Source organism: Stenotrophomonas sp. SAU14A_NAIMI4_5 (assembly GCF_003086795.1).
GTDB lineage: Bacteria > Pseudomonadota > Gammaproteobacteria > Xanthomonadales > Xanthomonadaceae > Stenotrophomonas.
The window spans coordinates 4,040,116-4,054,056 of the sequence record NZ_CP026003.1 but is presented as its reverse complement, the minus strand read 5'-3'; the positions used below and the strand labels follow the sequence as shown (position 1 = coordinate 4,054,056).

Annotated in this window: 16 protein-coding genes; 8 read left to right on the top strand and 8 right to left on the bottom strand. The window is 67.2% G+C overall.

Annotated elements, in window-relative coordinates; translation table 11 throughout:
* The first annotated feature begins 8 nt into the window (after positions 1-8).
* Entirely contained in the window at positions 9-638 is a 630-nt protein-coding gene (locus tag C1925_RS18610) for a lysophospholipid acyltransferase family protein (RefSeq protein ID WP_079223777.1), read from the top strand.
* The gene (locus tag C1925_RS18605; RefSeq protein WP_108770189.1) at positions 635-1,630 is read left to right on the top strand and encodes a phosphatidate cytidylyltransferase; all 996 of its coding nucleotides are present in this window, start codon (positions 635-637) and stop codon (positions 1,628-1,630) included. Before C1925_RS18610 ends, C1925_RS18605 begins: the two co-directional genes overlap by 4 nt.
* Positions 1,631-2,035: 405 nt before the next feature.
* On the opposite strand, the gene fis is transcribed toward C1925_RS18605, so the two are convergent.
* From fis to prmA, 3 genes are all read right to left on the bottom strand, one after another.
* Complete coding sequence (gene fis, locus C1925_RS18600) at positions 2,036-2,311, bottom strand: DNA-binding transcriptional regulator Fis (RefSeq protein ID WP_006397198.1); 276 nt, start codon at positions 2,309-2,311, stop codon at positions 2,036-2,038.
* Positions 2,312-2,425: 114 nt separating this feature from the next.
* The gene (locus C1925_RS18595; protein WP_108770188.1) at positions 2,426-3,193 is read right to left on the bottom strand and encodes a DUF3426 domain-containing protein; all 768 of its coding nucleotides are present in this window, start codon (positions 3,191-3,193) and stop codon (positions 2,426-2,428) included.
* Between the two features lie 42 nt (positions 3,194-3,235).
* On the bottom strand, positions 3,236-4,156 hold the full coding sequence (prmA, locus tag C1925_RS18590) for a 50S ribosomal protein L11 methyltransferase (protein ID WP_108770187.1): 921 nt from the start codon (positions 4,154-4,156) through the stop codon (positions 3,236-3,238).
* A 163-nt stretch (positions 4,157-4,319) separates the two neighbouring features.
* Between prmA and C1925_RS18585 the strand changes: the two genes are divergently transcribed.
* Positions 4,320-5,285 (top strand): hypothetical protein, encoded by a 966-nt coding sequence (locus tag C1925_RS18585; protein WP_108770186.1) that lies wholly within the window; start codon positions 4,320-4,322, stop codon positions 5,283-5,285.
* The gene (locus C1925_RS18580) at positions 5,282-5,656 is read left to right on the top strand and encodes a hypothetical protein (protein ID WP_108770185.1); all 375 of its coding nucleotides are present in this window, start codon (positions 5,282-5,284) and stop codon (positions 5,654-5,656) included. Before C1925_RS18585 ends, C1925_RS18580 begins: the two co-directional genes overlap by 4 nt.
* A 150-nt stretch (positions 5,657-5,806) precedes the next feature.
* Here the strand turns inward: C1925_RS18580 and accC are convergent, their stop codons facing one another.
* From accC to C1925_RS18560, 4 genes are all read right to left on the bottom strand, one after another.
* Positions 5,807-7,174: an acetyl-CoA carboxylase biotin carboxylase subunit gene (accC, locus tag C1925_RS18575; protein ID WP_108770184.1), complete on the bottom strand. Its 1,368-nt coding sequence runs from the start codon at positions 7,172-7,174 to the stop codon at positions 5,807-5,809.
* A gap of 10 nt (positions 7,175-7,184) precedes the next feature.
* Positions 7,185-7,664: an acetyl-CoA carboxylase biotin carboxyl carrier protein gene (gene accB / locus C1925_RS18570; protein ID WP_108770183.1), complete on the bottom strand. Its 480-nt coding sequence runs from the start codon at positions 7,662-7,664 to the stop codon at positions 7,185-7,187.
* 61 nt (positions 7,665-7,725) lie between these two features.
* Positions 7,726-8,169, bottom strand: a complete 444-nt coding sequence (gene aroQ / locus C1925_RS18565) for a type II 3-dehydroquinate dehydratase (RefSeq protein ID WP_108770182.1) — start codon at positions 8,167-8,169, stop codon at positions 7,726-7,728.
* Between the two features lie 293 nt (positions 8,170-8,462).
* Positions 8,463-9,173 carry a DOPA 4,5-dioxygenase family protein gene (locus tag C1925_RS18560; RefSeq protein WP_108770766.1) on the bottom strand — a complete coding sequence of 237 codons (711 nt, stop codon included), beginning with the start codon at positions 9,171-9,173 and terminating at the stop codon, positions 8,463-8,465.
* On the opposite strand from C1925_RS18560, the gene C1925_RS18555 reads away from it, so the two are divergent.
* From C1925_RS18555 to C1925_RS18545, 3 genes are read left to right on the top strand one after another with little or no spacing between them, the layout of a single operon-like run.
* Entirely contained in the window at positions 9,172-9,798 is a 627-nt protein-coding gene (locus C1925_RS18555) for a hypothetical protein (RefSeq protein WP_159097565.1), read from the top strand. The two genes, C1925_RS18560 and C1925_RS18555, sit on opposite strands and share 2 nt — an antisense overlap.
* Positions 9,799-9,850: 52 nt before the next feature.
* A complete protein-coding gene (locus tag C1925_RS18550) occupies positions 9,851-10,678 on the top strand; it encodes an isocitrate lyase/phosphoenolpyruvate mutase family protein (RefSeq protein WP_108770765.1) in 828 nt (275 codons plus the stop codon).
* 4 nt (positions 10,679-10,682) lie between these two features.
* Complete coding sequence (locus C1925_RS18545; RefSeq protein ID WP_108770180.1) at positions 10,683-10,949, top strand: hypothetical protein; 267 nt, start codon at positions 10,683-10,685, stop codon at positions 10,947-10,949.
* A 67-nt stretch (positions 10,950-11,016) separates the two neighbouring features.
* Here the strand turns inward: C1925_RS18545 and C1925_RS18540 are convergent, their stop codons facing one another.
* Complete coding sequence (locus tag C1925_RS18540; RefSeq protein ID WP_108770179.1) at positions 11,017-13,068, bottom strand: TonB-dependent receptor; 2,052 nt, start codon at positions 13,066-13,068, stop codon at positions 11,017-11,019.
* A 243-nt stretch (positions 13,069-13,311) separates the two neighbouring features.
* Here C1925_RS18540 and C1925_RS18535 point away from each other — a divergent pair, with 243 nt between their 5' ends.
* The gene (locus C1925_RS18535; protein ID WP_108770178.1) at positions 13,312-13,905 is read left to right on the top strand and encodes an NAD(P)H-dependent oxidoreductase; all 594 of its coding nucleotides are present in this window, start codon (positions 13,312-13,314) and stop codon (positions 13,903-13,905) included.
* Positions 13,906-13,941: the final 36 nt, after the last annotated feature.

Sequence of the window (13,941 nt, the reverse complement as noted above, 5' to 3'; positions counted from 1 at the left end):
AGATAACGATGTTTGCTGAGCTGATCGCCCGCGCCTGCAGTGGCGCGATCCATGTGGTGACCGGTGCGCGCGCGCTGTGGATCGGCTGTGCGCCGTCCAGCGAACACCGCGTGTACTACGGCAACCACGCCAGCCATGGCGATTTTGTGCTGATCTGGTCGTCGATGCCGCCGGCACTGCGTCGCCAGGTGCGGCCCGTCGCCGCCGCCGAATACTGGCAGGGCGATGCGCTGCGCCGTTACCTGATCGATGCGGTGTTCAACGGCGTGCTGGTCGAGCGCGACGCCGCGCGGCGCCAGCAGGATCCGCTGCAGGGGCTGCGCGATGCGGTGGACGAAGGATGTTCGCTGATCCTGTTCCCGGAAGGCACGCGCAACATCGGCGATGAACCGCTGCTGCCGTTCAAGAGTGGCATCTATCATCTGGCGCGGCAGCGCCCGGAACTGGAGTTCGTACCGGTGTGGATCGACAACCTGAAGCGGGTGATGCCCAAGGGGCGTTTCCTGCCACTGCCGCTGCTGTGCACGGCGACCTTCGGCACGCCGCTGCGGCTGCAGGCCGATGAGGACAAGGCCGCGTTCCTCGCGCGCAGCCGCCAGGCGCTGCTGGACCTGGCACCGAACGGAGGCCGCGCATGAGCTTCCTGCTGGATGTATCCGGCGACCTGGCCACGCAGAGCGTTGGCCAGCAGACCGGCCTGCTGTTTGCCGGTGTCGGCGCGGTGCTGGTGCTGGCCACGCTGGTATCGGAGACGCTGCGCTGGCGCCAGCGCGAGAACCCCAGCGCGGTCATCGCCAACCTGGTCTCGCGCATCCGCGCGTGGTGGGTGATGGCGATTGTCGTCGGCGGTGCGCTGCTGTTCGGCCGCGCCGGGGTGATCGTGCTGTTCGCGATCATCTCGCTGTTCGCGCTGCGCGAATTCATCACCCTGGCGCCCACGCGCTCGGGTGATTACTACGCGCTGCTGGCCGCGTTCTACATCGTGCTGCCATGGCAGTACTACCTGGTGTGGATCGACTGGTACGGCATGTACACGCTGCTGATTCCGGTCTATGCGTTCCTGTTCCTGCCGATCCTGTCGACCATCGGTGGCGACACCACGCACTACCTGGAACGCACGGCCAAGGTGCAGTGGGGGCTGATGATCTGCGTGTTCTGTATCTCGCACGTGCCGCTGCTGCTGAACCTGCATGTGCCCGGCCACGACCCGTCGCGCAACGTGCTGCTGTTCGCCTTCCTGGTGATCGTGGTGCAGTCCTCGGACGTCCTGCAGTACATCTGGGGCAAGCTGCTGGGCAAGCATCTGATTGCCCCGAAGCTGTCGCCGTCGAAGACGGTGGAAGGCTTCGTCGGCGGCGTGCTCAGTGCCAGCGCGCTGGGTGCGGCGCTGTGGTGGATCACCCCGTTCACGCCGCTGCAGGCATTCGGCCTGTCGCTGCTGATCAACCTCATGGGATTCTGGGGTGGCCTGGTGATGTCGGCGATCAAGCGCGACCGCGGCATCAAGGACTGGGGCCACATGATCGAGGGCCATGGCGGCATGCTCGACCGGCTGGATTCAGTGTGCTTCGCCGCGCCGGTGTTCTTCCATGTGGTGCGGTATTACTGGAAGGCTGGCGGCGTGGGCTGATCAACCCGGGGTCGGATCCCTTCGCACAGCGAAGGGCTCTGACCCTGATCGCGATTTTGCAGGGCTTTCATCCACGCACGACGTGGATCTACTGGCGGGCGGGGTGGGGTGATCATCCCGGGGTCGGATCCCTTCGCACAGCGAAGGGCTCTGACCCTGATTGCGATTCCGTCGGGCTTTCATACACGCATGGCGTGGATCTACTGGCGGGTGGAGTAGGGTGATCAACCCGGGATTGGATCCCTTCGCACAGCGAAGGGCTCTGACCCTGATTGCGATTTTGCAGGGTTTTCATCCACGCATGGCGTGGATCTACTGGCGGATGACCGGGCTATGCAATGGTAGTGCCGGCCGCTGGCCGGCATCGGTAGCGCCGGACCTTTATCCACGCATGGCGTGGATCTACTACGCGCTGATGCCGTATTCCTTCAGCTTCTTGCGCAGCGTGGCGCGGTGGATGCCCAGCATCGCCGCGGCGCGGCTCTGGTTGCCTTCGCAGTGGTTGAGCACTTCCACGAACAGCGGAATCTCCATCTCGCGCAGCACGATCTCGTAGACATCGTCCGCGTCGCAGCCATCGAGGTCACGCAGGTAGCGGCGCACGGACTGGGCGACGTGTTCACGCAGCGGTGGCCGGGCAGCGCCACGACTGTTGTCAGGACGAGAAAGGACAGCGTTCAAGGGGGTTCCCGATTCGGTGGCCCGTGCGCGCGGAGCGCGCGGCCGGACGAGGTGGTGGCGGCCAGTCTAGCGCGAGCGTGCCCGACCTGCCACGGCTGGACGCCTTCGTCCCGCTCAGAGGAACTCGAAGGTGAATGCGACCGTGGAGGCCGCAGGTTCCTGTACGCGGAAGGCGATGCGTGCGCTCTGCCCCGGTTCCAGCAGGGCCGCACCGGGGTTCTCGCCCAGGTACTGCGCGGGCGGGAACACACCGGTGCCGATCACCCGGCCATCGGCATCGGCCAGTGACAGGCGCAGGTCGGGCCATGCCTGAGCCCAGCGCGCATCGTTGCGGATGCTGGCCTGGACCTGCAGCACACCGGCCTGCCCGGGCAGCGGACGGATCTCGCGGCTGGTCATGGTCAATGCGGTCGGTTCGCGCCATGCCGGCAGGCTGCACCGCAGGACACCGCACAACGCACTGACCCACGGGCGGTGCGCGGCATCAGCAGCCAGTCGCGCACGATCGGCCAGCACGCTCTGCAGCACCACCAGCAATGCCAACACGGCTACCAGGGCCCAGTGCCAGCGCGGCGTCGGCAGGACACGCGGGCGGGCGCCGAGGAAACTGGGCGCATCGCTGGCGGGTGCGACCGATGCCGGCGTGTCGATGCGCGAGGACGTTTCGATGACAGTGTCATCGGACTGTCGCGTCTGCGGCGGTCGCGCTGTGTCCACCACCGGTTCGGCCGGCAGTTCCAACGGCGCCGTCTGATCGACGGTGGCATCCGTCGTGTCGTCAGCGGGTTCCTGCGCCTGCCCGGTGTCGGGCGGCGCGTCGGTTCCCGGCGCGGAACGCAGGAAGGTGGCAAGCGGACGACGCGGCGGGTTCGGCTCGGACATGCTCAGGGCGCGGGCTCGGATCCAGCGGTCATTCAACCACGATCAGGCGCGGCGTACGCCGGTGATGCGCATCCAGTCGCCGTCCTGGGTGGCCTGCAGGTCGTCGAACCACGCCGCGTAACGCTGCAGCAGTTCGCCTTCCTGGCCATGCAGGATGCCCGACAGGGCGATGCGGCCACCGGCAGCGACGCGCGCGGCCAGCAGTTCGGCCAGTGCATCGAGTGCCGAGGCGAGGATGTTGGCGACCACGATCGGGTAGGTGGCCACCGGCTCGTCCTGCGGCAGGTACACGTGCATGCGGGCCTGCTCGCCATTGCGCTCGGCGTTGTCGGCGGTGGCGATCAGCGCCTGCGGATCGTTGTCCACGCCGATCGCTTCGCCGGCACCGAGCTTCAGCGCGGCCAGGGCGAGGATGCCCGAGCCGCAGCCGAAGTCGAGCACGCGCTGGCCCTGCAGCAGGCCATCCACGGCCAGCTGGTCCAGCCAGCGCAGGCACAGCGCGGTGGTCGGGTGGGTGCCCGAGCCGAAGGCCAGGCCCGGGTCCAGGCGGACCACGGCGGCGTCGGCGGCCTGCGCCGCCTCCGGCAGTTCATGGTTCCACGGCACGATCCAGGTGCGGCTGCCGAAATCCATCGGCTGGAACTGGTCCAGCCAGGCGCGTTCCCAGTCTTCGTCCTCGACCGCGCGGAAGCTGCCGCCGGTCCAGTCCAGCTCCGGGTCGAACGCTTCCAGCGCCGCCAGCAGCAACAGCGCGTTGCTGTCGGCCGGGAACAGCGCGCTCAGCACCAGGGTGTCCCACAGCGGGGTTTCGCCCACGCCCGGCTCGAGGATGGCCTGCTCGTTGCTGGTGTCGGCCTCGGCATCGAGCAGGGTGACCGCCAGCGCGCCCACGTCCTCCAGCGCGTTCTCATAGCGGGGCTGGGTGGCTTCGGTGCAGCGCAGGGTCAGTTCCAGGAACGGCATGGCGGTGGGGGCAATCGCGGGAAAGGGGGCCATGCTAGACCATCCGGCCGTCTCCGTATCCCCTGAGATGCCGGCCGGGGCTGAACGAGGCTGATTCAGACAGGCCTCACGGGCCTTGCTAAACTTGGCGCTTTCCTGCCCGACGTGCCGTATCCGACCGCCGATGGCTCTCGCCCCGACCCTGAAAACCTGGTTGCTCGTGCTGCCGGCCGTGGCCGTGCTGGGCGTGGCCGGTTATCGGGCCAGTGGCCATGGCCACGCGGCGCAGGTGGACGTGGGCGCGCCGATGGCGGTGTCCGCCGCCAGCGTGCAGGATGCGCTGGAACCGGTGATGCCTGAAGCGCTTGCCCGCCGCCTGGCTGGCTTCGAGCGCAGCAGCGCGCTGCCTTCGGGCCTGCCGCTGGATATCCGCGCCGACATCGAAGGCGAGACCGATCTGTTTGCCTACGCGCAGCGCCTGAAGGCGCAGGCCGAGCAGGGCAATCATGAAGCGCGCTGGATGCTCAGCCGGGTCTACGACTACTGCGCGCAGTACGCGGTCGATCCCGGTGGCTACCGCCTGGACAACAACGTGCTGGCCGGCCTCGGCCTGAGCGCGGCGCCGGCGATGGTGCAGGCGCGCGAGCGCGTGGCGCAGCGCTGCGGTGGCTTCGTGCCGGGCGACAAGCTGGGCCCGTCGCTGGTGTTCAACGAACGCCGGCGTGCGGCCCTGCAGGGCAACCTGGCCGCCGAAGCCGCGCTGTTCGCCGAGGGCGAGCCGCTGCACAGCAATGACCAGTACCGCCGCGACCTGGTGGAGCGCGTGCGTACCTCGCGCGACCCGGAGGCCTACATGGCCCTGGCGCCGGGCATGGGCGTGCGCGCTGCTGGCGACAAAGCGCTGGCCAACATGGTGGCCGGCGAACAGCTCAGTGAGATGGCGTGGCGGGTGGCTGCCTGCCAGCTCGGTCTACCGTGTGGGGCCGACAGTGTGCTGATGAACAGTTACTGCGCGAACGGAGGGATCTGTTCGCAGGATGGTACGCAGGATTTCCAGGATTTCGTGTATGACGCTGCTGTATCGCGGCAAGGTGCGGGGAAGATGAACGAATGGATCAAGCAATTGATTGGAAAGAGGAACGGGCAATGAATTACCGTCGATTCCTGCACGGGGCCAAGTTCTGGTTCTGGGTGGCGTTGTTTGTCGCGTACTCGGCCGGCGCGGTTGGCCTGCTGATGATCGACACCTACGAGGATCGCTACCGGCACCTTTCCAAGGTTGAACTGACCTCGGTGAAGGCGCAGGAAGACGTGCGCCGCGCCGGTGCCAGCCAGGTGGCCGCGGTGTACCGCGCGCAGAGCGGCGCGCCGTTTGCATCGCTGCCGGCCGGCAGCACCTTCCAGGTGGTCTGGCCCGATGGCTCCACCGAAACCATGGTGATCGTCGACCCGACCTCGCCCAACGGCGTGCGCCCGCTGGCCGAGACGCAGATTCCGGCCGAAGTCGCCGACAAGCGCTGACGCGTGCCCGGTAGCGCCGGGCCATGCCCGGCGGTGTTGCGTGCCGATGCCACATTGCAGGTCCGCCGGGTATGACCCGGCGCTACCGAAAAGGCAACAGAAAAGGGCGGGGAAATCCCCGCCCTTTTCGTGTCCAGCATCTGCCGCCGATCAGGTCAGGGCAATCGGCTTGTTCTTGCGTTCGGCCAGGCGCTTTTCCAGGTAGTGGATGTTCTGCCCACCGGCCTGGAAGCCCTTGTCGCGCATGATGCGCTGCTGCAGGGCCACGTTGGTCTTGATGCCGTCCACCACCATCTCGCTCAGCGCCACGCGCATGCGGGCGATGGCGGTCTCGCGGTCCGGGCCGTGCACGATCAGCTTGCCGATCATCGAGTCGTAGTTCGACGGCACGCGGTAGCCACTGTAGATGTGGGTGTCCACGCGCACGCCGGGGCCGCCCGGCGGATGGAAGCCGGTGATGGTGCCCGGGCTCGGCACGAAGGTTTCAGCATCTTCGGCGTTGATGCGGCACTCGATGGCATGGCCGCTGAGCACCACGTCGCTCTGCTTGATCGACAGCTTCTGGCCGGCGGCGATCTTCAGCTGCTCGGCCACCAGGTCGATGCCGGTGACCATTTCGGTGACCGGATGCTCCACCTGGATGCGGGTGTTCATTTCGATGAAGTAGAAGCGGCCGTCTTCGTACAGGAACTCGAAGGTGCCGGCGCCCCGGTAACCGATGCGCACGCAGGCTTCGGTGCAGACCTTGCCGATCTCATCGCGCTGTTCGGCGCTGATGCCCGGTGCCGGTGCTTCTTCCACCACCTTCTGGTGGCGGCGCTGCATCGAGCAGTCGCGCTCACCCAGGTGAATGGCGTTGCCCTGGCCGTCGGCCAGCACCTGGATCTCCACGTGGCGCGGGTTCTCCAGGAACTTCTCCATGTAGACCTCGCCATTGCCGAACGCGGCCTTGGCCTCGCTCTTGGTGGTTTCGATCGAGGTCTTCAGCGAGGCTTCGGCGTGCACCACGCGCATGCCGCGGCCACCGCCGCCACCGGCCGCCTTGATGATGACCGGGTAGCCGATCTCACGGGCGATCTTGGTGTTGGCGACGATATCCTCGCCCAGCGGGCCGCCCGAGCCGGGCACGCACGGCACGCCGGCGGACTTCATCGCGCGGATGGCTTCGACCTTGTCACCCATCATGCGGATGGTGTCGGCCTTGGGGCCGATGAAGATGAAGCCGGACTCCTCCACGCGCTCGGCGAAGTCGGCGTTCTCCGACAGGAAGCCGTAGCCCGGGTGGATGGCCTGGGCGTCGGTGACTTCCGCCGCGGCGATCAGCGCCGGGATGTTGAGGTAGCTCTGCGGCGACGGTGCCGGGCCGATGCAGACCGACTCGTCGGCCATGGCCACGTGCTTGAGGTTGCGGTCGACCGTGGAGTGCACGGCCACCGTGCGGATGCCCAGAGTGTGGCACGCGCGCAGGATGCGCAGCGCGATCTCCCCTCGGTTGGCAATGACGACTTTGTCGAGCATGGCGTGCCCCTCAGCCGATCACGAACAGCGGCTGGTCGAACTCCACCGGCTGGCCGTTCTCGCCCAGGATGGCGACGATGGTGCCGGACCTGTCGGCTTCGATCGGGTTGAACATCTTCATCGCTTCGATGATGGCCAGGGTCTCGCCTTCCTTGACCTGCTGGCCAACGGTGACGAAGGCCGGCTTGTCCGGAGCGGCCGACGCGTAGAAGGTGCCGACCATCGGCGAGCGCAGCACGTGGCCTTCCGGCAGGGCCGGGCCCGGCTTGGCGGTGCCGCCGGTGGAGGCTTCGGTCGGCGACTGCATCGGCATGGCCTGCGCAGCCGGGGCAGCCGGAGCGGCGTACACCGGGGCCGGCATCGGTGCGGCATAGCCGGCCACCGGGGCGCGCGACAGGCGCACGGACTCTTCGCCTTCCTTGATTTCGATTTCAGCCAGGTTCGACTCTTCCAGCAGGTCGATCAGCTTCTTGATTTTGCGCAGATCCATGAGGGCCTCTTTGGTTTCTATCTAGGTGAGGTAGAGCGCCGGCTGGCGCCCGGGTCGACAATCAGGTGGCGGACACCCGCAGCAGCGCCGCGTCCATCGCGTAGCGGTAGCTGTCGGCGCCGAAGCCACACACCACGCCCACCGCCTTGTCGCTGAAATAGCTGTGCTGGCGGAACGGTTCGCGGGTGTGCGGGTTGGACAGGTGGATCTCGATGAACGGCACGGCCACCGCCGCCAGCGCATCGCGCAGGGCGACCGAGGTGTGGGTGAAGGCGGCCGGGTTGATCAGGATGAACGTGGTACCGTCGGAGCGCGCGGCCTGCACGCGGTCCACCAGCACGTGTTCGGCGTTGGACTGCAGGCTTTCCAGCGCATGCCCGGCCGCAGCGGCCTGGGCGGCCAGCGCCTGGTCGATGTCGGCCAGCGTGGTGTGCCCATAGACCTCCGGCTCGCGGGTGCCGAGCAGGTTGAGGTTGGGGCCATGCAGGACCAGCAGCTTCGCCATGGAATCCGATCAACAGGAAAGGGCGGCAGTCTGGCGGAACCTGTGGATGCTGTCCAGTTCGGCGAAATTGCAGGTGTTTAAAGCAATCGTTTGAAAATCGTGGAAGCGCTTGCGGCCGTATGGGTGGCGCCGGATCAAGGCCCGCTGAACGCCGTGGCGGCGGGGATGCCCGCACGAAGGCCGACGATGGCGTAGATCCACGCTCGCCCGTGCCCGGTAGATCCACGCCATGCGTGGATGACCACGTCCGCGCCTGGTAGATCCACGCCATGCGTGGATGACAACCGCCGGACTCAGGTCTCCAGCGGCACCGTCGGCACCACGTTCGGGAACACTTCTTCCAGCGCCTCGGTCTCGCCGGGTTTCGGCGCCGGCCAGTTGTAGGCGTTCACCGGCTGCGCGCGGTTCACCCACAGCGCGTAATACAGATGGTCGGCACGGCCATCGCCGGTATTGGGGTGGATGAGGATGGTCAGGCCCAGGCTGTTGAGCTGCAGCCACGGCACCAGCACCGGCAGCAGGTCGTTGCTGAAGCCGAAATAGAACGACGGCGTGACATGCGGGCCGCGCGGTTCCAGGTTCCAGTTGCCCAGTTCCACCGGGAAGCGTTCGGCCGCCCAGCGTCGCAGCAGGGCCGCCTTCTGGTAGCTGTCTTCGTCGAAATAGATGTGTGCGTGGTAGCTCTTGATATCGGTATAGGCACGCGGCCGGCTGGGCAGCGGCGATTCGCCCGGACGCACGCTGGCCGGGCGCGGTGTCGCTTCGGCGGCCGTGTCCTGGCCCCAGGGGCTGTGGCCCTGCGCCGGCGGCGGCACGATCGGGCGGAAGCCGGGCCGGCCGGGTTCGGTGGTGTTGGGCGCGGCGCTGGCCGTGCTCGCAGCGGCCAGCCCGCCCATCGCCACGCCCGCCGAGGCGATCAGGCGCCGGCGTACGGGTGAAAGCAGGTCGGCCCATCCGGCGTCTTCGGCCGCGTCAAAGGGTGGGGCAGGGGTATGCGGCGGCATGGCCAGCGTCCTGGTGGCGGAGCCGCCACGCTCGGCGATGGTGGCCGCGCCGTCCAATAAGCAGCAGGCATCAGGTGATGCCGCGCATCTTCCGGGCGTCGCCGCGATGCGCTACAACGTGCGACTGCACAACGGACGTGGCCCATCAATGAAGTGGCGTGAACCCTGGCTGCTGGGACTGCAGCACCAGCCGCGATTCAACCCTTTCCAGTGGCAGGTACTGAAAAGCGCGCTGGTGTGCAGCGGAATTTTCGCTGTCCTCGGGGTGGTGACGGTGCTCACCCGGGAACGCAGTGCGAGTGATATCGCCCTGTCGCTGGCGATCTGCGTCGGCATGGGGCCCGCAATCGCGTTGCTGACCTACATCTTTTACTGGCTCAGCCCGCGCAAGATCGATCACGGACCGAATGGCATCGTCATCATCAAGGGCGAGAGCATTCTGCTCCTGCCATGGCAGGCCATTGCCAGCTACGGTTTCGTCACGGTGGAGGGCGAAGGCGCACTGAGCCTGCGCGATCATGCCGGCGTCGATCATCGGGTGTTCCTGTCCGACCGGATAAACCGCACGGTGATCGAGCGGACGCTGCGCGAGCACACCGGCCTGGCCCCGGGTCTCCCACGTTGAGTCGTGCCCGCGGCCGAGCTAGGGTGGCCGGGCCATGCACCGGACCTTCGCCATGACCGCTGTTGATGCCGATACTGCCCGCAAGCGCGCTGCCTTCCGCCAACTGCACGCCCAGGGCTGCTTCGTGCTGCCCAACCCGTGGGACGTGGGCAGTGCGCGCTATCTGCAGCGGCAGGGGTTCCAGGCGCTGGCCACCACCAGTGCCGGCTGCGCGTGGAGCGAGGGCCGGCCCGATGGTGCCGTTTCGCTGGAAGCCACGCTGGAACATCTGCGCCTGATGGCCGGCGCGACGTCGCTGCCGTTGAACGCGGATTTAGGCGATGGTTTCGGCGCGGCGCCGGACGAGGTCGGCGCAGCGGTCACCGCCGCCTTGGAAACCGGCATCGCCGCGCTGTCCATCGAAGATGCCAGCGGCGTGGCGGGGGCGCCGCTGCGGCCGCTGGAGGAGGCCGTGCAGCGCCTGGCGGCTGCGCGTGCGGCCATCGACCGTGCCGGTGCCGACGTCCTGCTGGTGGGGCGTGCGGAGAACTTCTTCGTCGGCGTGCCCGATCTGGAAGACACCCTGCAGCGGCTGCACGCCTATGCCGCCGCCGGCGCCGACGTGCTGTACGCACCGGGCATCACCACGCGCGAGCAGATCGCGGCGGTGGTTGCGGCCGCAGGACCGAAGCCGGTGAACCTGCTGGTCGGTGGGCCCACGCCGCTCACCTTGCAGGAGATCGCCGCGCTGGGCGTGCGCCGGGTCAGCCTGGGCGGGGCCCTTGCGCGCGCGGCGTGGGGCGGGCTGATGCAGGCCACCGATCCGATCCTGCGCGAGGGCCGTTTCGATGGCCTGCAGCAGGCCGCTGCGGGCGCGGCACTGAACGACCTGTTCCGCTGAGGCCATGGACAACGTAACCGCCTACGCGGCGCTGGTGAGGGAGATGGAGGCGCTGCGCCAGGCGCCGGGGCTGCTGGCCCGCGTCGACGGTCCGGCGCTTGTACGCGTGCTGGAGCGCGACGAGGGACCGCTGGAGCTGGAGATCGTCGTGCGCTGGCAGGATGCCGGACACACGGCGCTGCGGCTGGAGGGCCACGCGCGCGGCGCCAGCACCTGGAACCACGAGTACCTGCGGGAAACCCTGGTCGTGCCACTGCAGGATCTGGTGTAGATCCACGCCATGCGTGGATGGGGTCGGAGCCCTTCGTTGCACGAAGGGATCCGACCCCGTTACTTCCTCAGAACCGCGCGGTCAGGCCGACGAAGAACGTACGCGCGCCGCCGTCGTAGTTGTTGCCTTCCTCGATCGTGGACACATCACCTAGGTTCTGCACGCCCGCGCGCAGGGTCAGGTTTTCGTTCACGTCATAGCCGGTCACCAGATCCACCGTCGTGTAGGCCTTGGCGAACGTCGCGCTGGTGGAGGACACCAGCTGCTTGCCGATGTGCTGTGCGCTCAGGTTCAACGACCACGCATCAGTCACGTCCCAGTTCAACGAGGTGTTGCCGGTGATCTTCGGCACCACCAGCAGGCTGGCGCCGGTGGTGCGGTTCTTCGATTCCAGCATGCGCGTGGCGTTGGTGGTCCAGCTGACACGCTCGTGCAGCGGCACGGTCACGCTGGCTTCGATGCCACGCGTGCGGGCCTTCTGCACGTTCTGCGCCACGGTCCACCAGAAGCCGTTGACGAAGCTGGTGGTCTGGCCGGAGATCTCGCGCAGCGGAACCTGCTGGATCTTGTCGTCGAAGTCGGTCAGGAAGTAGGTCGCCGATGCGGACCAGCCGTTCTTGTCGTAGCCCAGTCCCAGCTCGTAGTTGGTGCTGGTTTCCGGTTTCAGGTTCGGGTTGCCGGCCATGTAGCAGCCGGTGGTGCCATCGGCGCTCACCGAGCGGCTGGTCCAGCCTTCGGCGGTCAGTGCCGTGCAGCCGTTGCCGCCGGACTGGGTCGCCGCACCGGCCGTACCCTGCTTCAGGTTCGGCGCCTTGAAGCCCTGCGACACGCCACCGCGCACGGTCCATGCATCGCCCGGATGCCACACGCCGTAGATGCGCGGGCTGATGTTGTCATCGTAGTTGTCGGTGTTGTCCCAGCGCAGGCCCACGGTCAGCACGAAGCGCTCGTGCAGGGTGATGTGGTCCTCGGCGAACAGCGCCCACGAATCGGCTTCGCTCACCGGACTGATGCGGCCGCTGCCGGTCCAGGTCACCGGCACGGTGCCGATCGTGTCCGGGTTCTCCAGCTCCTCGCGCTTCCATTGCGCACCCACGTTGAGGCTCTGCTCGAAGCCCCAGTGGAAGCCGTGGGTAAAGGCGGTGTCGAACACCGTCTCCTTGGAGTGGGTGCCCAGCACGCTGCCCTTGTCCTTGTAGTCGTTCTGCACCAGCGTGCTCTTGGACGTGGTGCTGTCGCCGTAGCGGCCGTCGTGGCTGACGACATATCCGGTCTGCACCAGCTTGGACAGGCCCCAGGCATACACATCACCGGCACCGGTGTTGCGCTGTTCGCCGCGCGAACCTTCCAGGGTCAGCGCGTGATCGTCGTTGAGGCGCCAGTGGAACTGCAGGTTGGCGTTCTGCGCCTTGTTGCCGGGCGTCTGCCGCGCACCGGTATCGGACTTGTGGTCGGTGACGTTGGCACCGATGCGCACGCCCAGGTTCTCGGTCAGCGGGCCACTGAACAGCGCGCCCATCTGCGTGGTGTCACCGCGCGTGTCCGAGTCGGGCATGCTGTGGTTGAGGGTGACCGAGCCGCCCCAGTGGTCGCTGATCTTGCGGGTGATGATGTTGATCACGCCACCCATCGCATCCGAGCCGTACAGCGAGGACATCGGGCCGCGCACCACTTCGATGCGCTCGATCATGTCCGGCGACAGCCAGTTCAGATCCTGCGGACCGAGGTCGTCGCGGTAGTTCACGCCGGAGGAATTGCCCTGGCGGCGGCCGTCGATGAGGATCAGCGTGTACTGCTCGGGCAGGCCGCGCAGGCGGATCTTCGACTGCGCGCCGGACAGTGCATAGCCGCCGGTCACGCCCGGCACGGTGCTCAGCAGCTGGCCGATGCTGGTGACCGGCTTGCGCTCGATCTCCTCGCGGGTGATGACGCTGATGCTGGCCGGCGCATCCTTGATCCACTGCTGGGCGCCGGTGGCGGTGACCACCACGGTGTCCATCTGCTTGGCCGACGAAGCGTCGGCAGCGGCATCAGCGTGGGCGGTGCTGGCCAGCGCAAAACCAATCGCGGCGGTCAGGGCGGCAACGGAACGACGGGATTTCAGAACGGCATGCGACATCGCGCAGTACTCCTGTTGAGGGTCCACTGGCGATGGCTGGGACGTCCGTGTGTGGGGGTTTCAGAATTCCTTAACAATCGTATCACGAATCATTCGCATTTGACGCTTGGTGACATATCGATGTCCGCTTGGGCGCACGCCCAGGGAGGGCCTGCGCGCCGAAATCAGCGTCCTGCGGGGCGTACTGGTGGAATTCCTGCCGCTAGTTACCATTGGTAACTAATCAATCCGCAGGTCTTTCCCATGCACAGCCTCATCGTCGTCGCCCATCCCGATTCCGCTTCGCTTACCCATGCCGTTGCCGCGCGCATCGGACAGTCCATCACCGATGCCGATGCGCGCAACAGCGTGACCCTGGCCGATCTCGCCGCCGAGGGTTTTGATCCCCGCTTCAACGCCGCCGATATCGGCCTGTTCAAGCAGGGCGCGGCGGTGCCGGCCGACGTGGCCGCCGAGCATGCGCGGCTGGATGCTGCCGATACGCTGGTGCTGGTCTATCCGCTGTACTGGTGGTCGTTCCCCGCGCTGCTGAAGGGCTGGATCGACCGGGTGTTCACCCAGGGCTGGGCCTACGCCGACGGTGCCGACGGCAAGGTGGAAAAGAAACTGCAGCGGCTGCAGGTGCACCTGGTCGGCATCGGCGGCGCGGGCGCGGAGATGATCGAACGCCGCGGTTACGGTGCGGCAATGAAGACACAGATCGACATGGGCATCTTCGATTACTGCGGTGCCACCGTGCACTCGTCCACGCTGCTGCTGGATGCCGACAGCGGCCAGGCCGCGGCGCATCTACAGACCGCCACCGACATCGGCCGTACCATAGGCACATCTGCCTGATGATGTAGAGCCGCTGCATGTCCACCGCCGCCACGC